The following is a 17,487-nucleotide window of genomic DNA, read 5'->3' on the forward strand; positions in this document are numbered from 1 at the left end:
GTCCTGGTCCCCGCTGCCGGGCAGGCACACCGCCGGCTACGACCAGTGTGCCGGCCCTCCGGTTCCCAGCGCGTCGGCGAGTTCGGCAGCGAGGAGATCGTCGTAGGCGGCGCCGAGGGTCGGCGTGGGGCCGTCGATCTCGCGGAGCCGGTCCGTGGCCCGGCGAGCGGCGATGGCGGTCACCCAGGCGGTGCCGTCGAGCTGGCGGGAGGCGGGCATCGGCGCGAGCCGCCACACCTCGACGAACACCGCCCGGGTCACCGCCACGGCGAGGGCCGGGCTGCCGACGCTCTCACACACCTGCGCGAAGACGGCGCGGACGAGACGACGGTGGAAACGGCGGAAAGCGGCTCGGTCGCGGTCGGCGATCCGGTGGACGAGATCGTTGACGGACTCGGTGCGCGGCACGACGTAGACGTGTGGGACAGGCATCCGACGCTCCTGGTGGTGTGCCTGCGGTTGGGACACCGCCAGGGACCAGGGCAGTTGCTGCGTCCCTCACCCTACGCCACCGGTCAAACGACGGAACGCTCCGTCTAGGGAACGCAACGACCCAGGAACCCAAGCGCGCCAGGCCGAACAAGCGTACGATCGGGGCATCCCGGAATCGACGACATCCCATTTCTGAGGTGCCAGCCACACCGGCCCCACCCCGAGGGGATGTCATGTCCGGCAATCGCCCCCGAACGGCACCGGCGGACCCGGTCACCACCGCGCCGCCGCGGGCCCACCCTGGCTCCGATGATCCCGACCGCGAGGCGGACCGGGCCCTGATCCTGGGCCTCGACTCCGGCGGGCACCGCGCCTTCACGAACATCGACGATCGGAAGGGAACAGCCATGGCAACCATGGCCGAGCGCATCCGCATGTTCCTCCACAACCCGCAAGGACACCGGCTCACCCGGCAGACGCGTGAGCAGCTCGGCAAGCCCGACAACCAGCAGCGGCTGCGGAAGTTCGCGGAACGACTGCGGCGACGGGGGTGACCCCCGCCGGCTCCCGATCCGGCTGAGCGCGGGCAGTCGACGCGACACCGGTAGACGCCGAGGGCCCCTCCCCGCGATCGCGGGGAGGGGCCCTTTCCGGGGTACGACGTCAGCTGGCGATCATGCGGCGCAGCACGTACTGCAGGATGCCGCCGTGCCGGTAGTAGTCGGCCTCACCGGGGGTGTCGATGCGCACCACGGCGTCGAACTCCACACCGGTGTCGGTGGTGACCTTCACGGTGCGCGGGGTGTCGCCGTCGTTGAGGGCGGTGACGCCGCTGATCGAGAAGGTCTCCGTGCCGGTCAGGCCCAGCGACTCGGCGGTGGTGTCGACCGGGAACTGCAGCGGCAGGACGCCCATGCCGATGAGGTTCGAGCGGTGGATCCGCTCGTACGACTCGGCGATGACGGCCTTGACCCCGAGCAGCATGGTGCCCTTGGCCGCCCAGTCGCGGGACGAGCCGGAGCCGTACTCCTTGCCGGCCAGGATGACCAGCGGGACGCCCGCCTCCTGGTACGCCATCGAGGCGTCGTAGATCGAGGTCTGCTCGCCGGTCAGGTGGTTGACCGTGAAGCCGCCTTCAGGGAGCGCAGCTCCCGTAGCGGAACCGGCGCCCGGCATCCGCAACTGATTACGCAGCCGGATGTTGGCGAAGGTGCCCCGGATCATCACCTCGTGGTTGCCGCGGCGGGAGCCGTACGAGTTGAACTCGTGCCGGGCCACGCCGTGCTCGGCGAGGTACTTGCCGGCCGGCGAGTCCGCCTTGATCGAGCCGGCGGGGGAGATGTGGTCGGTGGTCACCGAGTCGCCCAGCTTGGCGAGCACCCGGGCGCCGGCGATGTCCTGCACCGGCTGCGGGTCGCGCTCCATGCCCTCGAAGTACGGGGGCTTGCGCACGTAGGTCGAGTCGCCGGCCCAGGCGAAGGTGTCGCCCGTCGGGGTGGGCAGCGACTGCCAGCGCTGGTCACCGGCGAACACGTCCGCGTACGCGGAGCTGAAGCCGGTGGCGCCGATCGCCGAGGCGATGACGTCCTGGATCTCGGCGCTGTTCGGCCAGATCTCCCGCAGGAACACCGGGTTGCCCTGGGAGTCCTCGCCGATCGGCTCGTTCGCCAGGTCGATGTCCATGGTGCCGGCGAGCGCGTACGCGACCACCAGCGGCGGGGACGCCAGGTAGTTCATCTTGACGTCCGGGTTGATCCGGCCCTCGAAGTTGCGGTTGCCGGACAGCACCGAGACGACGGCCAGATCGCCCTCGTTCACCGCGGCGGAGACCTCCTCCGGCAGCGGGCCGGAGTTGCCGATGCAGGTGGTGCAGCCGTAGCCGACCAGGTTGAAGCCGAGCTTCTCCAGGTAGGGCGTGAGGCCGGCGCGGTCGTAGTAGTCCATGACGACCTTGGAGCCCGGGGCCAGGGTGGTCTTCACCCACGGCTTGCGGTTCAGGCCCTTCTCCACGGCGTTCCGGGCCAGCAGCGCGGCACCGATCATGACCTGCGGGTTGGAGGTGTTGGTGCAGGAGGTGATCGCGGCGATCACCACGGCGCCATGGTCCAGCTCGTACTCGACGCCGTCGGTCCCGGTCACCCGGACCGGGTTGGTGGCGCGGCCACCGGCACCCACCGCGGCGGTCTCCAGGTCCCGCGGGGCGTCGGCCGGGTCGTTGACCCCGTTGGCCGGGGAGTCGCTGGCCGGGAAGGACTCGGCGCTCGCCTCGTCGGCCGGGCCGTCGGTGCCGAACGGCTTCTCCAGCTGCGGCACGCCCGGCTTGCGACCCGGGTCGCCCCCGGTCTCGTCGGCGGCCACGTAGTCGCTCAGCGCGGAGCGGAACAGCGTCTTGGCGCTGCCCAGCGGCACCCGGTCCTGCGGGCGCTTCGGGCCGGCCAGGGACGGCTCGATGGTGCCGAGGTCCAGCTCCAGGCGCTCCGAGTACTCCGGCTCGCGCTCCGGGTCGTGCCAGAGGCCCTGCTCCTTGGCGTACGCCTCGACGAGCGCGACCTGCTGCGGGTCGCGGCCGGTCAGCTCCAGGTAGCGGACGGTCTCGGCGTCGATCGGGAAGATCGCGACGGTGGAGCCGTACTCCGGGGACATGTTGCCGATGGTGGCCCGGTTGGCCAGCGGCACCGCGCTGACGCCGGGGCCGTAGAACTCGACGAACTTGCCGACGACGCCGTGCTTGCGCAGCATCTCGGTGATGGTGAGCACCAGGTCGGTGGCGGTGGTGCCGGCCGGCATCTCGCCGGAGAGCTTGAAGCCGACGACCCGGGGGATCAGCATGCTGACCGGCTGGCCGAGCATCGCGGCCTCGGCCTCGATGCCGCCGACGCCCCAGCCCAGCACGCCCAGGCCGTTGACCATCGTGGTGTGCGAGTCGGTGCCGACCACGGTGTCCGGGTACGCCTGGCCGTTGCGCTCCATGACCGTGCGGGCCAGGTACTCGATGTTCACCTGGTGCACGATGCCGGTGCCCGGCGGGACGACCTTGAACTCGTTGAACGCGGTCTGCCCCCACCGCAGGAACTGGTAGCGCTCCTTGTTGCGCTCGTACTCCAGCTCCACGTTGCGCTCGAAGGCGTCCTCGCGACCGAACAGGTCGGCGATGACCGAGTGGTCGATGACCAGCTCGGCCGGGGCGAGCGGGTTCACCTTGGTGGCGTCGCCGCCCAGGTCGCGCACGGCCTCACGCATGGTGGCCAGGTCGACGACGCAGGGCACGCCGGTGAAGTCCTGCATCAGCACCCGGGCCGGGGTGAACTGGATCTCCACGCTCGGGTCGGCGGTGGGGTCCCACGCGCCGAGCTGCTGGATGTGGTCGGCGGTGATGTTCGCGCCGTCCTCCGTCCGCAGCAGGTTCTCCAGCAGGATCTTCAAGCTGTAGGGCAGACGGTCGTGGCCCTCCACCTTGTCGATCCTGAAAATCTCGTAGCTCGCGTCTCCGACGCGTAGCTGGGTCTTCGCACCGAAGGTGTCGAGGCTCGCCACGTCGTACTCCTTCACACCAGCGACCGTGAGTAGTCCTGAGCAGTTTGTCGCACCGGCCGGGGCGCCGCCGTGCTTAGGCGACACTTACCTGCGTCGGTCTCAACAAAACCGTACGTCCGTCTTGCTATTCGCGCAACCTCCTGCCAGGGTTCGGGACGAGGAGGTGCCACCATGATCCATCACGTCCTGCTCGCCTGCCCACGCGGCTCCGAGGAAATCTCCCGGTCGTTCTACGCCGGCCTGCTCGGCCTGGTCGAGAAGGCGAAACCGCCGGCCCTCGCCGCCCGCGGCGGTTGCTGGTTCACCGGGTACGGCGTCGAGCTGCACCTGGGCGTCGAGGACGACTTCCGCCCCGCCCGCAAGGCCCACCCGGCACTGCTCCGCCCCGACCTGGACCGGCTCGCCGGCCGCCTCGACGCCGCGGGCCACCCCGTGACCTGGGGCGACGAGGAGATTCCCGGCATGCGGCGGTTCCACACGTACGACCCGCACGGCAACCGGCTGGAGTTCCTGGCACCCGCCGGCTGAGCCCGCGCGGGTAGGGTTCGGGGGTGGTCGACGTCCAGCACTGGCTCTCCGCGCTGCCCCCCGGCGTGCTCTATCTGATCGTCGCCGGGGTGATCGGCGTGGAGAGCATGGGCATCCCGCTTCCCGGCGAGATCGTGCTGGTCAGCTCCGCGCTGCTGGCCGCCGCCGGGGTGGTCGAGCCGGAGTGGGTGGCCACCGCCGCCGCGGTCGGCGCGATCGTGGGGGACTCCATCGGGTACGCCGTGGGCCGCCGCGGCGGGCGGCCGCTGCTCGAACGGCTGGGCCGGCGCTTCCCGAAACACCTCGGCCCGGCGCAACTCGCCCGCGCCGAGCAGAGCTTCGCCCGGCACGGTCTCTGGGCGGTCTTCTTCGGGCGGTTCGTCGCCCTGCTCCGCATCCTCGCCGGCCCGTTGGCCGGGGCGCTGCACGTGCCGTACCGCCGGTTCCTGGTGGCCAACGCGGCCGGCGGCCTGGTCTGGGCCTTCGGCACGACGTACCTGCTCTTCTCCGTGGGCCGCGCGGCCGAGCACTGGCTCAAGGACATCTCCTGGGCCGGCCTGGTCCTCGCCGTGCTGGCCGGCCTGGCCAGCACCTGGTGGCTGCGCCGCCGCGCCCGGCACCTGGAAGAGGTCGAGGCGACCGACGAGGCCGACGAGCCGGTGCACGCGGGCGACCGCTGACCAGACGCGAAAAGGGCCCGACCCCTCGGTGGGGTCGGGCCCTTTCGCGTGTTGGTGGTTGTCAGGAGGCCGAGTAGCCGCGGGTGGCGATCCAGTCGGCGAGGTTGTCGACGGTGATGCGGTAGGAGGCCATGTTCGGGTCGGCGCTGTCGGCGATGGTGACGGTGTGGCCGTTGTCGTGGTAGCCGACGACGCTGATGTAGTGGCCGCCTTCGAAGGAGTGGGTGTTGCCGTCGGTGTCGGTGGTGGTGCCGGCGATGTTGGCGACCACGGCGCGGCCGTCGTCGACGGTGCGCACGATGTCGGCGCGCAGGGTGTCGGTCTGCTTGTCGTCGGCCTTACCGTCGCGGATCTCCACCGACCGGTAGTGCTTGCCGGTCTCCTTGTTCAGCACCGGGGTGATGTCGTTGATGCTGTTGGTGCCGTTCTCGGTGGTGCCCATCTCCTTGGCCATGGCGTCGACGTCGATGTTCTTGCCGAGCACGCTGATGGCGTTACGGGCGGCGGCGGGGCCGCAGTAGTAGAAGTTGGGCTGGGCTTCGTAGCGGACGTTCAGCTCGCGCTCGCCGTGGCCCTTGCGGTCGGTGCTGACCTGGGTGGTCTTCTCGGCCGGGGCGGCGTGGGCGGCGATCGCGGGGCCGGCGATTCCACCGGCGGTGGCGGCGAAGCCGGCAGCGGTCAGGACGGTGTTCCGCAGCATGGTGTTGGTACGCATGATGAGATCAGCGCCTTCCGTTCGGGGGTGAGCGGCACCCACAGGGGGGTGCGGGGGTGCCGCCGCAAAAGGGGGGAAAGTCTGTGCGGTGCCCGGCGATCGGGGGTGACCTGCTCGGGCGGTCCGGGGGTGTAACCATCGGCGGTGGGGAAGCGATTCCCTCGACCTGATCCGATGTCCCGGGGGATGTAACCACCGGCGCCGCGGGATGATTCCCTGGCTGGCCGGCTCGGACCGGTGGTGCGCGGTCCAGGGGATGTAACGACCGGGGCCGAGATGTCATTCCCCGGCTCGACCGGCTCGGACCGGTGGTGCATGGTCCGGGGGATGTAACGACCGGGGCCGAGAGGTCATTCCCGCCGGCTCGACCGGCTCGAACCTGCACGGTCCGGGGGGTGTAACGACCGGCGGGGCCGGGTCATTCCGACCGGCGATCCGCCTCGCCCGAGGGGCGGGCTGCTGCGCGGTCTGCCATGTACAACGACCCCACCCCCGCCATGATTCCGCCGTGGCGGTGGCGCCGACCACCTGACAGCGAGGCCGAAACGCGGACACCCGCCCCATACGACCTGCCCGAAACCCGACATCCACCCCAGCCTGCGCAGCCAGCAACGAACCTCCGGTCTCCCGACATCAGCTCGACAGGGCACCGGCCGAGACAGGCCGACCCTGTCGCCGCGCCGATCCATTCACGTCATCAAGTTCGTAGCCGCCCATACAACCGACCCTTGGCCACCGGAGCGGGCGCAACGGGCGCAACGGGCGCGGCGAACCCGGCGAACCCGGCGAGCCCGGCGAGCCCGGCGAGCCCGGCGAGCCCGGCCACCCGACCCGCCGACGGTCACCCGGGTTGATCAAGAAGTTTGCGTCACGTTCGGGCCGAATCCCGACGCAAACTTCTTGATCAACGCGGGCGGGGGAGGGCGAGGCTGGATGCGGTCGGCGGTGGGTGGGACGCCGTGGAGGTCACCGGTGTGCGGATACCTCCATGGCGTTCCACTCGTGGCGAGGTTGACCCGCGCGGTCGTGACCTGCCGGGTTCCACTGTGGCCGTGCCACCATGTCGGGCATGGAGATCTGGAACAACCCGTCCTGCTCGAAGTGCGCCGCCGCCCGTGCTTCGTTGGACGAGGCGCGGGTGCCCTACCGGCTGCGGGCGTACCTCACCGAGCCGCCGAGTGCGGAAGAGATGACCGAGGTGCTGCGCCGGCTGGATGCCCGGGCCTGGGACATCTGCCGCACCGGCGAGCCGGCCGCGACCGCGCTGGGCATGGCGGACTGGCCGCGTGACGACGCGACGGAGCCGCGCTGGGTTGCCGCCATGGTCGCGCACCCCGAGCTGATCCAGCGCCCGATCCTGCTGCTGGACGACGGAGGCGCGCTGGTCGGTCGTACCCCGGAGGCCCTGGACGAGGCCGTGCGCCGCAGCGACCGGTGAGCCCGCGGTGGGTCAGGAGGCCCGGTCGCCGGCCTTCGCGTGCCGCTCGCGCAGCCGGTCCCGGATCTCCTCCGGGGTGTACGCCCGGCGCCGCCGCTCCGCCCGCGCCACGACCACACCGGTCGCCGCCACGCCGGCGAGGCCGGCCAGGCCGAGCAGCTTCCACCACCGCATCTGTTGCCGCTTCGGCATAGGGTGATCCTCCATGAGCATCAGCCTGGACGAGGCGGTGGAGCTGACCCGCACCGGCGACCTGTGGGTCTTCCGCGGGCGCAGCGTGCCGGACCGCGCCATCCAGCTCACTACCAACAGCCCAGTCAACCACGTCGGCATGGCCGTGGTGCTGGACGACATGCCGCCGCTGATGTGGCACGCCGAGCTGGGCCGCTCGCTGCCGGACATGTGGACCGGCACCCACCAGCGCGGCGTGCAGCTGCACGACCTGCGGGACGCCGTCTGCGTGTGGGCCAACCGGTACGGCCAGCGGGGCTGGCTGCGCCAGCTCGAACCGCCGGCGGACACCGCGATGGAGGAGGCGGTGCTGCGGACCGTGGCCCGCCTCGACGGCACCCCGTTCCCGTCCACCGCGCAGCTCGCCTGGCGCTGGGCCCGCGGCCGAGTGCCGAACCTGCGCCGCGGCCGACCATCCATCGCCGACGGTGGCGGCGTGCCGGTCCGCGACCGGGCGCTGGAGACCGCGTACTGCGCGGAGGTGGTCGCCGTGACCTACGAGGCGATGGGGCTGCTGCCCGCCGGTCGCCGGCCCAACTGGTACGACCCGGGGCGGTTCTGGAGCGGCGACGACCTCGACCTCACCGGCGGCGTCCAGCTCGGTTCCGAGATCGAGGTACGCATTCCACCCCGCTGACCAGGTTTGCCGGGCCCGCCGTCCGGCAAAGAGAGCGGCGTGACGGCTTCCACGGACCTCGACACGCTCGCCGACTTCTTCGACCGGTACGGCGTGGCGCTGACCACCGCCGACGTGCCCGCCATCGCCGGCTGCTACGCGCTGCCGGGGCTGGTGGTCGCCGACACCTACAGCTTCTCGTTCACCTCGCCGGCCGCCGTGGCCCTCAGCTTCGTCGGCGCGGCCCCCGACTACCAGGAGCGGGAACTGGTCGCCGCCCACGCGCTGATCGAGGACGTGCAGCAGGTCTCCGCCCTGCTCACCGAGGTGGCGGTGCGCTGGGAGTTCCTGGACAGCCAGGGCCGGGCGGTGCCCGGCGAGCGCTACCGCTACCTGCTGCGGGCCACCGACGGCGGCCCGGCCATCTGCACCGTCATCCGCACCGCCTGACGGTGGCGGTCCGCGCCGCCCGGCGCCGTGCCCCGGCGGCTCAGCGGACCAGTTCGCGACGGCGGCGGGGCAGCGCGTCGAGGCGGGTGCCGCCTGCCGCCACGTCGGCCACGAAGTCGTCGACGGCCTCCCTCGTGACGCCGGGCATGCAGATGAGGTGGCTGCGGCCGGCGCTGCTGGCCAGCACCCACTTCGCCGTCACGGTCGGGGCGGGGTCGGGAAGACCACGGTGAAGGCGTGCTCGTGCCGCCAGGCCGGCCAGCCCACCTCGTTGAGCCGCTGCACCGCGTACGCGGCCAGCTCGCGGGCCCGCTCGGCGCGCTCCCGCAGGCCGTCGTGGCCCAGGCTGCGGATCGCGTACCAGAGCAGCAGCGCCGGGTGGCCGCTGCGCGAGCCGCTGATGGTGGTGTCCACGGTGCCGGTGTAGTTGGCGGAACGGGCGAGCCGCTGCTGGAGGGTGCGGCGGGTCAGCACCACCCCGCACGGCACCGGCGTGCCGAGGAACTTGTAGCCGGAGATGGAGATGCTGTCGACGGTGGCGTCCAGCCGCAGCGTGGCCCGCCCGTCGGCGAGAGCGATGGGAACCCCGGCCAGCGCCCCGTCGACGTGCAGGTGGTGGCGGACGGGCGTGCGGGCGAGCAGCTCCCGGATCTGCGGCACGTCGTCGGCGGCCTCGGTCATCGTGGTGCCGCAGGTGGCCACGACGACGGCCGGCCGGTCCCGGTGCCGTTCGACCATCCGGGCCAGGTCGTCGTAGTCCATCTCGCCGCGCTCGTCGGCGCGGACCACCACCGAGTCCAGGCCGAGGATGTCGACGCACTTGGGCAGCGAGTAGTGCCGGGATCGAGCGGCGCGAAGCTCACCGACCCGCCGGCCGGGTGGGTGAACGAGGTGAGCACGAAGAGCAGGATCACCGCGACCTCGACGGCCAGCACCGCGCCGAGCAGGCCCACGCTGATCCGTGCCTTCAGCACGCCGACCAGGGCGACCCCGGCCCAGGCGAGCAGGGCCCAGGCCCACCAGGCGCTGCCGAGACTGTCGCTGACCACCGCGCCGAGCAGTCCGTAGAGGCAGATCTGGATGGCGTTGTAACCGAGCAGCACGACGGGCGCGGCGACCACGCCCCAGAACCGGCCGAAGCCGGCGGCCACGGCCGCGTAGCAGACGCCGGCGCTGGAGACGTAGCGGGCCATGGCCAGGTAGCCGACGGAGAAAAAGAGCAGGGCGGCGGCGATCACGAGGAAGCCGAGCGGCGTGCCGGTGATGCCGGTCGAGGCGTACGTGGCGACGATCGCGCCGGCGAGCACGGCCATGGGGGAGGAGGCGGTCGCGCTGAACACCAACAGGGCGCCGGTGCCGAGGGACTTGCGAATGAGCCCGGTTGGCGCGCCGGCAATCTGCATGGAGCCGCTCCGGGTGGGGGAGGTCGGGGATTGTCGGGGCGGGTGCCCGTCGAGCAGCGCTCCATGATGGACAGCGCGGGCGGATCGCGCGACCGTGCCCGATTCTGCGCCGTTGCGGAGTTCCCGTCGCCGAGCCCGGACAGCGCAGCCGACGACGCGCTGCGACGTGTCGCGTGCGGGCCGTGGCGACGGGCCGGCCCGACGGAGCCCGATCCGCCACCCATGATCACCCGTTCCGTGCGTCGCGGGTGCCCGGACGGTTGGAACGCTCCGCGCGCGCTACGCGCCCAGGTGCAGCCTGGCTACGCTGGCGCTTCGGCGACCACGAGAGGGGCATCTGATGAGCGGCGGGCCGGTCCGGCCGTCCGGCGCACCGGCGGCGCCGCGGATGCTCACCTCGGTGCCGTGGATCGTGCTGCTGCTCGGGGTCGGCCTGATCGTCGGCCTGCTGGTGGTCGTCCTGCTCTCCCTCCGCGGGGAGGAACGGGCGCCGGTGCCGGCGCCCGCGCCGCCGATGTACCTGCCGACGCTCGGGGTGGAGCCGACCGCCTCCGCGTCCCCGACCGGCGGGGCGACCGCGGCGCCCACCGTGTCGGTGACGCGCTCGCGGCGTGCGACCGCCTCGCCCACGGCCGGCGTGTCCCGGTCGGCCACGCCGCGGCCCAGCGCCTCGATCCGAGCGGCCACGGCGGGTGCGGTCACCGCCCGCTACGAGGCCACCGCGAGCGACCGGGACGGCTTCGAGGCCCGACTGACCGTGGTCAACGGCTCCGGAGGCGGGCAAGGCTGGGAGGTCGAGCTGTTCTTTACCGGCAACGTGAAGAGCATCCAGGCCTCGTCCACCTCGGGGCTGTCGGTCAGCACCCAGGGCAGCGGTGTGTTCGTGCTGCGCGGCACCGGGCCACTGCCGGCCGGGCAGAGCGCCACGGTGCGACTGCAGTTCGGCCGTACGGGTACCGGTGACCGGCCGGGCCGGTGCACGGTCAACGGCGCGGACTGCGTCATCGGCTGAGGCGCTACGCTCGCCCGACGGGACCGACAGGGGAGGGTCATGCCCGGCACGCGACGCGCACGGCCGTCACCCGGCGCGGCCATCACCTCGTCGCCCTGGATCGTCGTCTCGATCGGCGTGATCGTCATGGTGGTGCTGCTCGTCGTGGCGCTGGGTGCGGTGCGCGGGCGGCGCACGTTCGCCGAACCTCCGCCGCCCGACCCGACGATGTCGCTGCCCCAGGTGCCGGTCACCACGCCCACCGCGCCGGGCGGCACAACCCGCCCGCCCGCCTCCGCCGCCGGGCCGGTGGTGCCCGGGCTGTCGCCGCGGTCCACCGTGCTTCCCGCCCGGCCGACGCCGCGCCCGTCACCCAGCGCGGGCAGCCCCAGCAGCCGGCCGGCGCCACCGCCGCCCGCCCCGTCCCCGGTCACCGGCCGGTACGGCGTGGTGAGCAGCTTCGACGGCGGCTTCATCGGCGAGGTGCGGCTGGTCAACACCGCTGCCACGCCGCATGGCTGGACGGTGCGGCTGGCCTTCCCCCAGGGCCGTCTCGTGACCGCCTGGGTGAGCGGCGCCGAACAGGGCAGCGGACGCTTCAGCGACGGCGTCTTCACCTACCGCAGCGGTGCCGACCTGGCGCCCGGGGCGTCGGTGGCGCTGCAGTTCCACTTCGAGCGGACGGGGACGACCCGGCCGTCGAGCTGCACGGTCGACGGCGCCGCCTGCTCCGGCGTCTGATCCACCACCCTCGGGCCGCCCGCGCGGCGGCGCCTGCTCTGCCGTGTTTCGCAAGACGGCTGCTTTGTTGCGACTTGGTTTGCAAGGTATTGCAGAATGTTTCGACGAGGGCTAGCGTGCGGGCGAATCAGCGACCAGAGAAAGGCCGTCGATGAAACCCCCGCCGATATCCCGCAAGGCCCTGGCCGCTCTGGCCACCTCCCTCGTGCTCACCCTCGTCGGCGTGCCGGTGGCCCTCCACCAGGTGGGTGCCGACGGCAGCCAGCGGCCCACCACCCCGGACGTGCTGGCCGCCGCGGGCGCCGCGCAGTGGAACCGGGAGCCGTCCGCCGAGGCGCTGCTCAAGGCCGGCAACAGCGGCGCGAAGGCCGAGCAGTTCTACTTCGTCCTGCCGGACCGCTTCGCCAACGGCGACAAGCGCAACGACACCGGCGGGCTCACCGGTGACCGGCTCAGCACCGGCCTCGACCCGGCGGACAAGGGCTTCTACCACGGCGGTGACCTCAAGGGGGTCATCGACCGGATGGACTACATCCAGGGCCTCGGCACCACCGCCATCTGGCTCGCCCCGATCTTCAAGAACCGGCCCGTGCAGGGCACCGGCGCGGACGCCTCCGCCGGCTACCACGGCTACTGGATCACCGACTTCACCCAGGTCGACCCGCACTTCGGCACCAACGCCGAGCTGAAGAGGCTCGTCGGCCTCGCCCACCAGCGGGGCATCAAGGTCTACCTGGACATCATCGTCAACCACACCGCGGACGTCATCCGCTACGCCGAGGACAGGTACGGCTACGTCGACAAGAAGACGAGCCCCTACACCGACGCGCAGGGGCGGGCCTTCGAGGACCGCAACTACGCCGACGGCACCCGGGCGTTCCCGCGGGTCGACAGCACCTCGTTCCCGTACACCCCGACCTTCGCCACCCCGGCGGACGCCAAGGCCAAGGTGCCGGCCTGGCTGAACGACCCGACCATGTACCACAACCGGGGTGACTCCACCTTCGCCGGTGAGAACAGCGAGTACGGCGACTTCTTCGGCCTCGACGACCTCTGGACCGAGCGCCCCGAGGTGGTCCGCGGCATGACCGACATCTACGCGCAGTGGATCGGCAGGGCCGGCGTCGACGGCTTCCGCCTCGACACGGTCAAGCACGCCAACCTCGACTTCTGGCCGCAGTTCACCCGCGGCATCGACGCCGCCGCCGCCAAGGCCGGCAAGCCGGACTTCTTCATGTTCGGCGAGGTCTACAGCGCCGACCAGGAGGTCGAGTCGACCTACGTGCGGCAGGGCGGCCTGCCGGCCACCCTCGACTTCTCCTTCCAGGAGGCCGCGCGGGGCTACGCCGCCGCCGACGGCTCGGCCCGGGCGCTGGCGGACGTGTACGCCAAGGACGACCTCTACGCCGCGCGCGACACCGACGCCAACCGGCTGACCACCTTCCTGGGCAACCACGACATGGGCCGGATCGGCTCGTTCGTCGCGGCCGGCGGCGGTGACGACGCCAGCCAGCTCCGCCGCGACCAGCTCGCCCACCAGCTGATGTTCCTCACCCGCGGCCAGCCGGTCGTCTACTCCGGTGACGAGCAGGGCTTCACCGGCCCCGGCGGGGACAAGGACGCCCGGCAGGACATGTTCGCCAGCCGGACGGCGGACTACCTCGACGACGACCTGATCGGCACCACCCGCACCCACGCGAGCGACCAGTACGACACCACCCACCCGCTCTACCGGACCATCGCCGAGCTGGGCCGGCTGCGGCAGGCCCACCCCGCGCTGCGGGACGGCATCCAGGTCACCCGCTACGCGGCGGACGGCCCGGGCGTCTTCGCCTTCTCCCGCGTCCTGCCGAAGGACCGCACCGAGTACGTCGTGGCCGTGAACAACGCCGCGACCGCGCAGACTGTCACCGTGGACACCTGGTCGGCCGGCGCCACCTTCACGGGCGTCTACGGCGGCGCGGCCACGGCGGCGGCCGGCGCCGACGGCAAGCTGGGCGTCACCGTGCCGGCGATGTCGGCCGCGGTGCTCCAGGCCGACCGGGCGATCCCGCACGCCGGAAGCGCCCCGACGATCACCCTCACCGCGCCGGGCGACGCCCCGGTCGCCACCCGGGCCACCGTCACCGCGCAGGTCACCGGCGACCCCCTGGCCACGGTCACCTTCGCGGCCCGCGTGCCCGGTGGCAGGTGGACCCTGCTGGGCAGCGCGCACAAGGCCCCGTACACCGTCCACCACGACCTGACCGGCCTGGCCGGCGGGACGAAGGTCGAGTACAAGGCCGTGGTCCGCGACGGCAAGGGCCGCGTGGCCGCGGCGCGCACCACCGGCGTGGTCGGCACCCCGGCGCAGAGCGCGTCCCGGGACTGGGCGGTCGTGCACTACCAGCGCCCCGCCGGAGGGTACGCCGACTGGGGCCTCTACGCCTGGGGCGACATCGACCCGGCGTACCAGACCGAGTGGCCCACGGGGCAGCCGTTCGCGGGTGAGGACTCCTACGGCCGGTTCGCCTGGGTCAAGCTGAAGCCGGGCGCGAAGTCGGTCGGCTTCCTCGTGGTCGACAAGGACGGGAACAAGGACGTCGCCAACGACCGCACCATCGACGTGACGCAGACCGGCGAGGTCTGGGTCAAGCAGGGCGACCCCGCCCTCTACCCGACCCGGCAGGCCGCCACCGGCGAGCCCGACCCGCCCGTCGACCAGAACACCGCGGTCATCCACTGGCGCAAGGCGGACGGGAACTACGACGGCTGGGGGCTGCACCTCTGGGACGGCGCCGCCAACCCGACCGACTGGGGCAACCCGCTGAAGCCGGAGCGGATCGACGCGTACGGCGCGGTCTTCCGGGTGCCGCTCGCGGCCGGCGCCACCGGGCTGAACTACATCGTGCACTCCGGCGACGTGAAGGACCAGCCCGACGACCAGCGGCTGGACCTCACCACCACCGGCCACGAGATCTGGCTGCTGGCCGGGGTCAAGGGCCGGTTGCTGCCGCCGACCTCGTCGGGCGTCGCGAAGGACCTCGACATCACGAAGCAGAAGGCGCAGTGGATCGACCGGTCCACCGTGGCCTGGCAGACCGGGCCGACCGACGGCAAGCGGTACGCCCTGGTGGCCGCCCCGGCCGGCGGGCTCGCGGTCGCCGACGGCGAGCTGACCGGGACGTACACCACGCTGCCGCTGCGGGCGGCGCGCAACGGGCTGACCGAGGCCCAGCGGCAGGCGTACCCGCAGCTCTGGGCCCACCGGGCGTTCACGCTGTACCGCACCGACCTGGCCAAGGTGCCCGCGGCGCTGCGCGGCCAGCTCGTGGTGACCGAGCGGGACGCCGAGGGCCACCTGCTCGGCGCCACCGGGGTGCAGATCCCCGGCGTGCTCGACGACGTCTACCGGGCCGCGACCGGCGCGAAGCTCGGCCCGACGTTCGCCGGCAAGGTGCCCACCCTGGCCGTGTGGGCGCCGACCGCCCGGAAGGTCGCGCTCCAGCTCTTCGACTCGCCGGCGGCCCAGCCGACGACGGTGTCGATGAGCCGCGACGACACCACCGGCGTCTGGTCGGTGCGCGGCACCAGGGCGTGGAACGGAAAGTACTACCGCTACCAGGTCGAGGCGTGGCAGCCGGCCGCGCAGAAGATGGTCACCGCCGCGGTGACCGACCCGTACTCGCTGGCCCTCGCGCCGGACTCGACGCACAGCCAGATCGTCGATCTGGCCGACCCGGCGCTGGCCCCGGCCGGCTGGGCCGATCTGCGCAAACCGGCGGCCGTGCCGTCGGCCAGGGCGCAGATCCAGGAGGTGTCGGTCCGGGACTTCTCCATCGCCGACGGGAGCGTGCCGGCCGAGCGGCGGGGCACCTACCTCGCCTTCACCGACCCGAGCACGACCGGGATGAAGCACCTGAAGGCGCTCGGCGACGCCGGGGTCAACTACCTGCACCTGCTGCCCGCGTTCGACTTCGCCACCATCCCGGAGAAGCGGGCCGACCAGGCCCAGCCCGGCTGCGACCTGGCCGCGCTGCCACCGGACTCCGACGAGCAGCAGAAGTGCGTCGCCGCGGTGGCCGAGAAGGACGGCTACAACTGGGGGTACGACCCGCTGCACTACACCGTGCCCGAGGGCGGTTACGCCGTCGACCCGGCCGGGGCGAAGCGGACCACCGAGTTCCGGCAGATGGTCGCCGGCATCAACAAGGCCGGCCTGCGGGTCGTGATGGACGTCGTCTACAACCACACCTCGGCCGCCGGCACCGACGCGAAGTCGGTGCTCGACCAGGTGGTGCCGGGCTACTACCAGCGGCTGCTCGACGACGGCACGGTCGCCAACTCGACCTGCTGCGCCAACACCGCCCCGGAGCACGCCATGATGGGCAAGCTCGTGGTGGATTCCCTGGTCACCTGGGCGAAGGCGTACAAGGTGGACGGGTTCCGCTTCGACCTCATGGGCCACCACCCGAAGGCGAACATCCTTGCCGTCCGCGCGGCGCTGGACCGGCTGACCCCGGCCCGCGACGGGGTGGACGGGAAGAAGATCCTGCTCTACGGCGAGGGCTGGAACTTCGGCGAGGTCGCCAATGACGCCCGGTTCGTGCAGGCCACCCAGGCCAACATGGCCGGCACCGGTATCGGCACCTTCAACGACCGGCTCCGCGACGCCGTGCGGGGCGGCGGCCCCTTCGACGGCAACCCCCGGATGCAGGGCTTCGCGTCCGGGCTCTTCACCGACCCGAACGGCGACGACGTCAACGGTACGGCCGCCGAGCAGAAGGCCCGGCTGCTGCACCAGCAGGACCTGATCAAGGTGGGGCTGACCGGCAACCTGCGCGGCTACCGGTTCACCGACTCGTCCGGTCGGCCCGTCACCGGCGCGCAGGTGGACTACAACGGCTCGCCGGCCGGCTACACGGCGGCCCCGGGCGAGGCGGTCACCTACGTCGACGCGCACGACAACGAGATCCTCTACGACGCGCTGGCGTACAAGCTGCCGCAGGGCACCTCGGCGCAGGACCGCGCCCGGATGCAGGTGCTCGCCCTGAGCACCGTGGTGATGGGCCAGGGGACCGGGTTCGTGACGGCCGGCTCGGAGCGGCTGCGCTCCAAGTCGCTGGACCGCAACTCGTTCAACTCCGGTGACTGGTTCAACCAGATCCGCTGGGACTGCGCCCAGGGCAACGGCTTCGGCGCCGGCCTGCCACCCGAGCAGGACAACAAGGACAAGTGGCCGTACGCCAGGCCGCTGCTGGCCGACCCGAAGCTGGTGCCGGACTGCGCCGCGATCGACCTGGCCGACGCCCGGTACGCGGAACTGCTGACCATCCGGCGCTCCTCGCCGGTCTTCGGGCTGACCACCGCCGACCAGGTGCAGAAGCGGGTCGCCTTCCCGCTCTCCGGCGACCGGGAGACCCCGGGCGTGCTCACCATGACCCTGGACGCCCGCGGGCTCGGCGGGAAGTGGAAGTCGGTCACCGTGGTCTTCAACGGCACCCCGGACACGGCCACGCAGACCGTCACCGGCCTGCGCGGGGCGGACGTGACGCTGCACCCGGTGCTGAGGAACTCCGCCGACCCGGTGCTCCGGACGGCTTCGTTCGACCGGGCCGGCGGAACGTTCACCGTGCCGGCCCGTAGCGTGGCGGTCTTCGTCCAGAACTGACACCGACGACGGTCCGGCCCCCTGCCACGAAGTGGCAGGGGGCCGGACCCGTTGCGTCGATCCGTACGCCGACCGTTG

General features: G+C 72.2%; 16 protein-coding genes. 9 read left to right on the plus strand and 7 right to left on the minus strand.

Annotated features, from left to right (window positions below):
• Window positions 1–36 precede the first annotated feature (36 nt).
• Window positions 37–432: a sigma-70 family RNA polymerase sigma factor gene (locus tag RMN56_RS21990; RefSeq protein ID WP_313719408.1), complete on the minus strand. Its 396-nt coding sequence runs from the start codon at window positions 430–432 to the stop codon at window positions 37–39.
• A 233-nt stretch (window positions 433–665) separates the two neighbouring features.
• On the opposite strand from RMN56_RS21990, the gene RMN56_RS21995 reads away from it, so the two are divergent.
• Window positions 666–986 carry a hypothetical protein gene (locus tag RMN56_RS21995; RefSeq protein WP_313719409.1) on the plus strand — a complete coding sequence of 107 codons (321 nt, stop codon included), beginning with the start codon at window positions 666–668 and terminating at the stop codon, window positions 984–986.
• Between the two features lie 109 nt (window positions 987–1,095).
• Here RMN56_RS21995 and RMN56_RS22000 read toward each other — a convergent pair whose 3' ends face one another.
• Window positions 1,096–3,981: an aconitate hydratase gene (locus RMN56_RS22000; protein ID WP_313719410.1), complete on the minus strand. Its 2,886-nt coding sequence runs from the start codon at window positions 3,979–3,981 to the stop codon at window positions 1,096–1,098.
• A 156-nt stretch (window positions 3,982–4,137) separates the two neighbouring features.
• On the opposite strand from RMN56_RS22000, the gene RMN56_RS22005 reads away from it, so the two are divergent.
• The gene (locus tag RMN56_RS22005) at window positions 4,138–4,494 is read left to right on the plus strand and encodes a VOC family protein (protein WP_313719411.1); all 357 of its coding nucleotides are present in this window, start codon (window positions 4,138–4,140) and stop codon (window positions 4,492–4,494) included.
• A 23-nt stretch (window positions 4,495–4,517) separates the two neighbouring features.
• Window positions 4,518–5,174, plus strand: a complete 657-nt coding sequence (locus RMN56_RS22010; protein ID WP_313719412.1) for a DedA family protein — start codon at window positions 4,518–4,520, stop codon at window positions 5,172–5,174.
• A 61-nt stretch (window positions 5,175–5,235) separates the two neighbouring features.
• Here RMN56_RS22010 and RMN56_RS22015 read toward each other — a convergent pair whose 3' ends face one another.
• Window positions 5,236–5,889 (minus strand): C39 family peptidase, encoded by a 654-nt coding sequence (locus RMN56_RS22015; RefSeq protein ID WP_313719413.1) that lies wholly within the window; start codon window positions 5,887–5,889, stop codon window positions 5,236–5,238.
• Between the two features lie 1,069 nt (window positions 5,890–6,958).
• Between RMN56_RS22015 and RMN56_RS22020 the strand changes: the two genes are divergently transcribed.
• Complete coding sequence (locus tag RMN56_RS22020; RefSeq protein WP_313719414.1) at window positions 6,959–7,327, plus strand: ArsC/Spx/MgsR family protein; 369 nt, start codon at window positions 6,959–6,961, stop codon at window positions 7,325–7,327.
• Window positions 7,328–7,339: 12 nt separating this feature from the next.
• Here RMN56_RS22020 and RMN56_RS22025 read toward each other — a convergent pair whose 3' ends face one another.
• Window positions 7,340–7,519: a hypothetical protein gene (locus RMN56_RS22025; RefSeq protein WP_313719415.1), complete on the minus strand. Its 180-nt coding sequence runs from the start codon at window positions 7,517–7,519 to the stop codon at window positions 7,340–7,342.
• A 13-nt stretch (window positions 7,520–7,532) separates the two neighbouring features.
• Here RMN56_RS22025 and RMN56_RS22030 point away from each other — a divergent pair, with 13 nt between their 5' ends.
• Window positions 7,533–8,195 (plus strand): hypothetical protein, encoded by a 663-nt coding sequence (locus RMN56_RS22030; RefSeq protein ID WP_313719416.1) that lies wholly within the window; start codon window positions 7,533–7,535, stop codon window positions 8,193–8,195.
• A gap of 39 nt (window positions 8,196–8,234) precedes the next feature.
• On the plus strand, window positions 8,235–8,624 hold the full coding sequence (locus RMN56_RS22035) for a DUF6841 family protein (protein ID WP_313719417.1): 390 nt from the start codon (window positions 8,235–8,237) through the stop codon (window positions 8,622–8,624).
• A 40-nt stretch (window positions 8,625–8,664) separates the two neighbouring features.
• Here RMN56_RS22035 and RMN56_RS22040 read toward each other — a convergent pair whose 3' ends face one another.
• The 3 genes from RMN56_RS22040 to RMN56_RS22050 are packed head-to-tail and all read right to left on the minus strand — an operon-like array spanning window position 8,665 to window position 10,027.
• Window positions 8,665–8,826 carry a hypothetical protein gene (locus RMN56_RS22040; protein WP_313719418.1) on the minus strand — a complete coding sequence of 54 codons (162 nt, stop codon included), beginning with the start codon at window positions 8,824–8,826 and terminating at the stop codon, window positions 8,665–8,667.
• Entirely contained in the window at window positions 8,823–9,416 is a 594-nt protein-coding gene (locus RMN56_RS22045; protein ID WP_313719419.1) for a pyridoxal-dependent decarboxylase, read from the minus strand. Before RMN56_RS22045 ends, RMN56_RS22040 begins: the two co-directional genes overlap by 4 nt.
• Window positions 9,302–10,027 carry an APC family permease gene (locus tag RMN56_RS22050; protein WP_313719420.1) on the minus strand — a complete coding sequence of 242 codons (726 nt, stop codon included), beginning with the start codon at window positions 10,025–10,027 and terminating at the stop codon, window positions 9,302–9,304. The genes RMN56_RS22045 and RMN56_RS22050 overlap by 115 nt, the downstream gene beginning before the upstream one ends.
• 340 nt (window positions 10,028–10,367) lie before the next feature.
• Between RMN56_RS22050 and RMN56_RS22055 the strand changes: the two genes are divergently transcribed.
• The 3 genes from RMN56_RS22055 to pulA all read left to right on the plus strand — a co-directional run bounded on the left by RMN56_RS22055 (window position 10,368) and on the right by pulA (window position 17,409).
• Window positions 10,368–11,039 (plus strand): cellulose binding domain-containing protein, encoded by a 672-nt coding sequence (locus RMN56_RS22055; protein ID WP_313719421.1) that lies wholly within the window; start codon window positions 10,368–10,370, stop codon window positions 11,037–11,039.
• A gap of 39 nt (window positions 11,040–11,078) precedes the next feature.
• The gene (locus RMN56_RS22060; protein ID WP_313719422.1) at window positions 11,079–11,759 is read left to right on the plus strand and encodes a cellulose binding domain-containing protein; all 681 of its coding nucleotides are present in this window, start codon (window positions 11,079–11,081) and stop codon (window positions 11,757–11,759) included.
• Window positions 11,760–11,910: 151 nt separating this feature from the next.
• Entirely contained in the window at window positions 11,911–17,409 is a 5,499-nt protein-coding gene (pulA, locus tag RMN56_RS22065) for a pullulanase-type alpha-1,6-glucosidase (protein WP_313719423.1), read from the plus strand.
• Window positions 17,410–17,487 lie beyond the last annotated feature (78 nt).

It is taken from the genome of Micromonospora halotolerans, assembly GCF_032108445.1.
Taxonomy (GTDB): Bacteria; Actinomycetota; Actinomycetes; order Mycobacteriales; family Micromonosporaceae; genus Micromonospora; species Micromonospora halotolerans.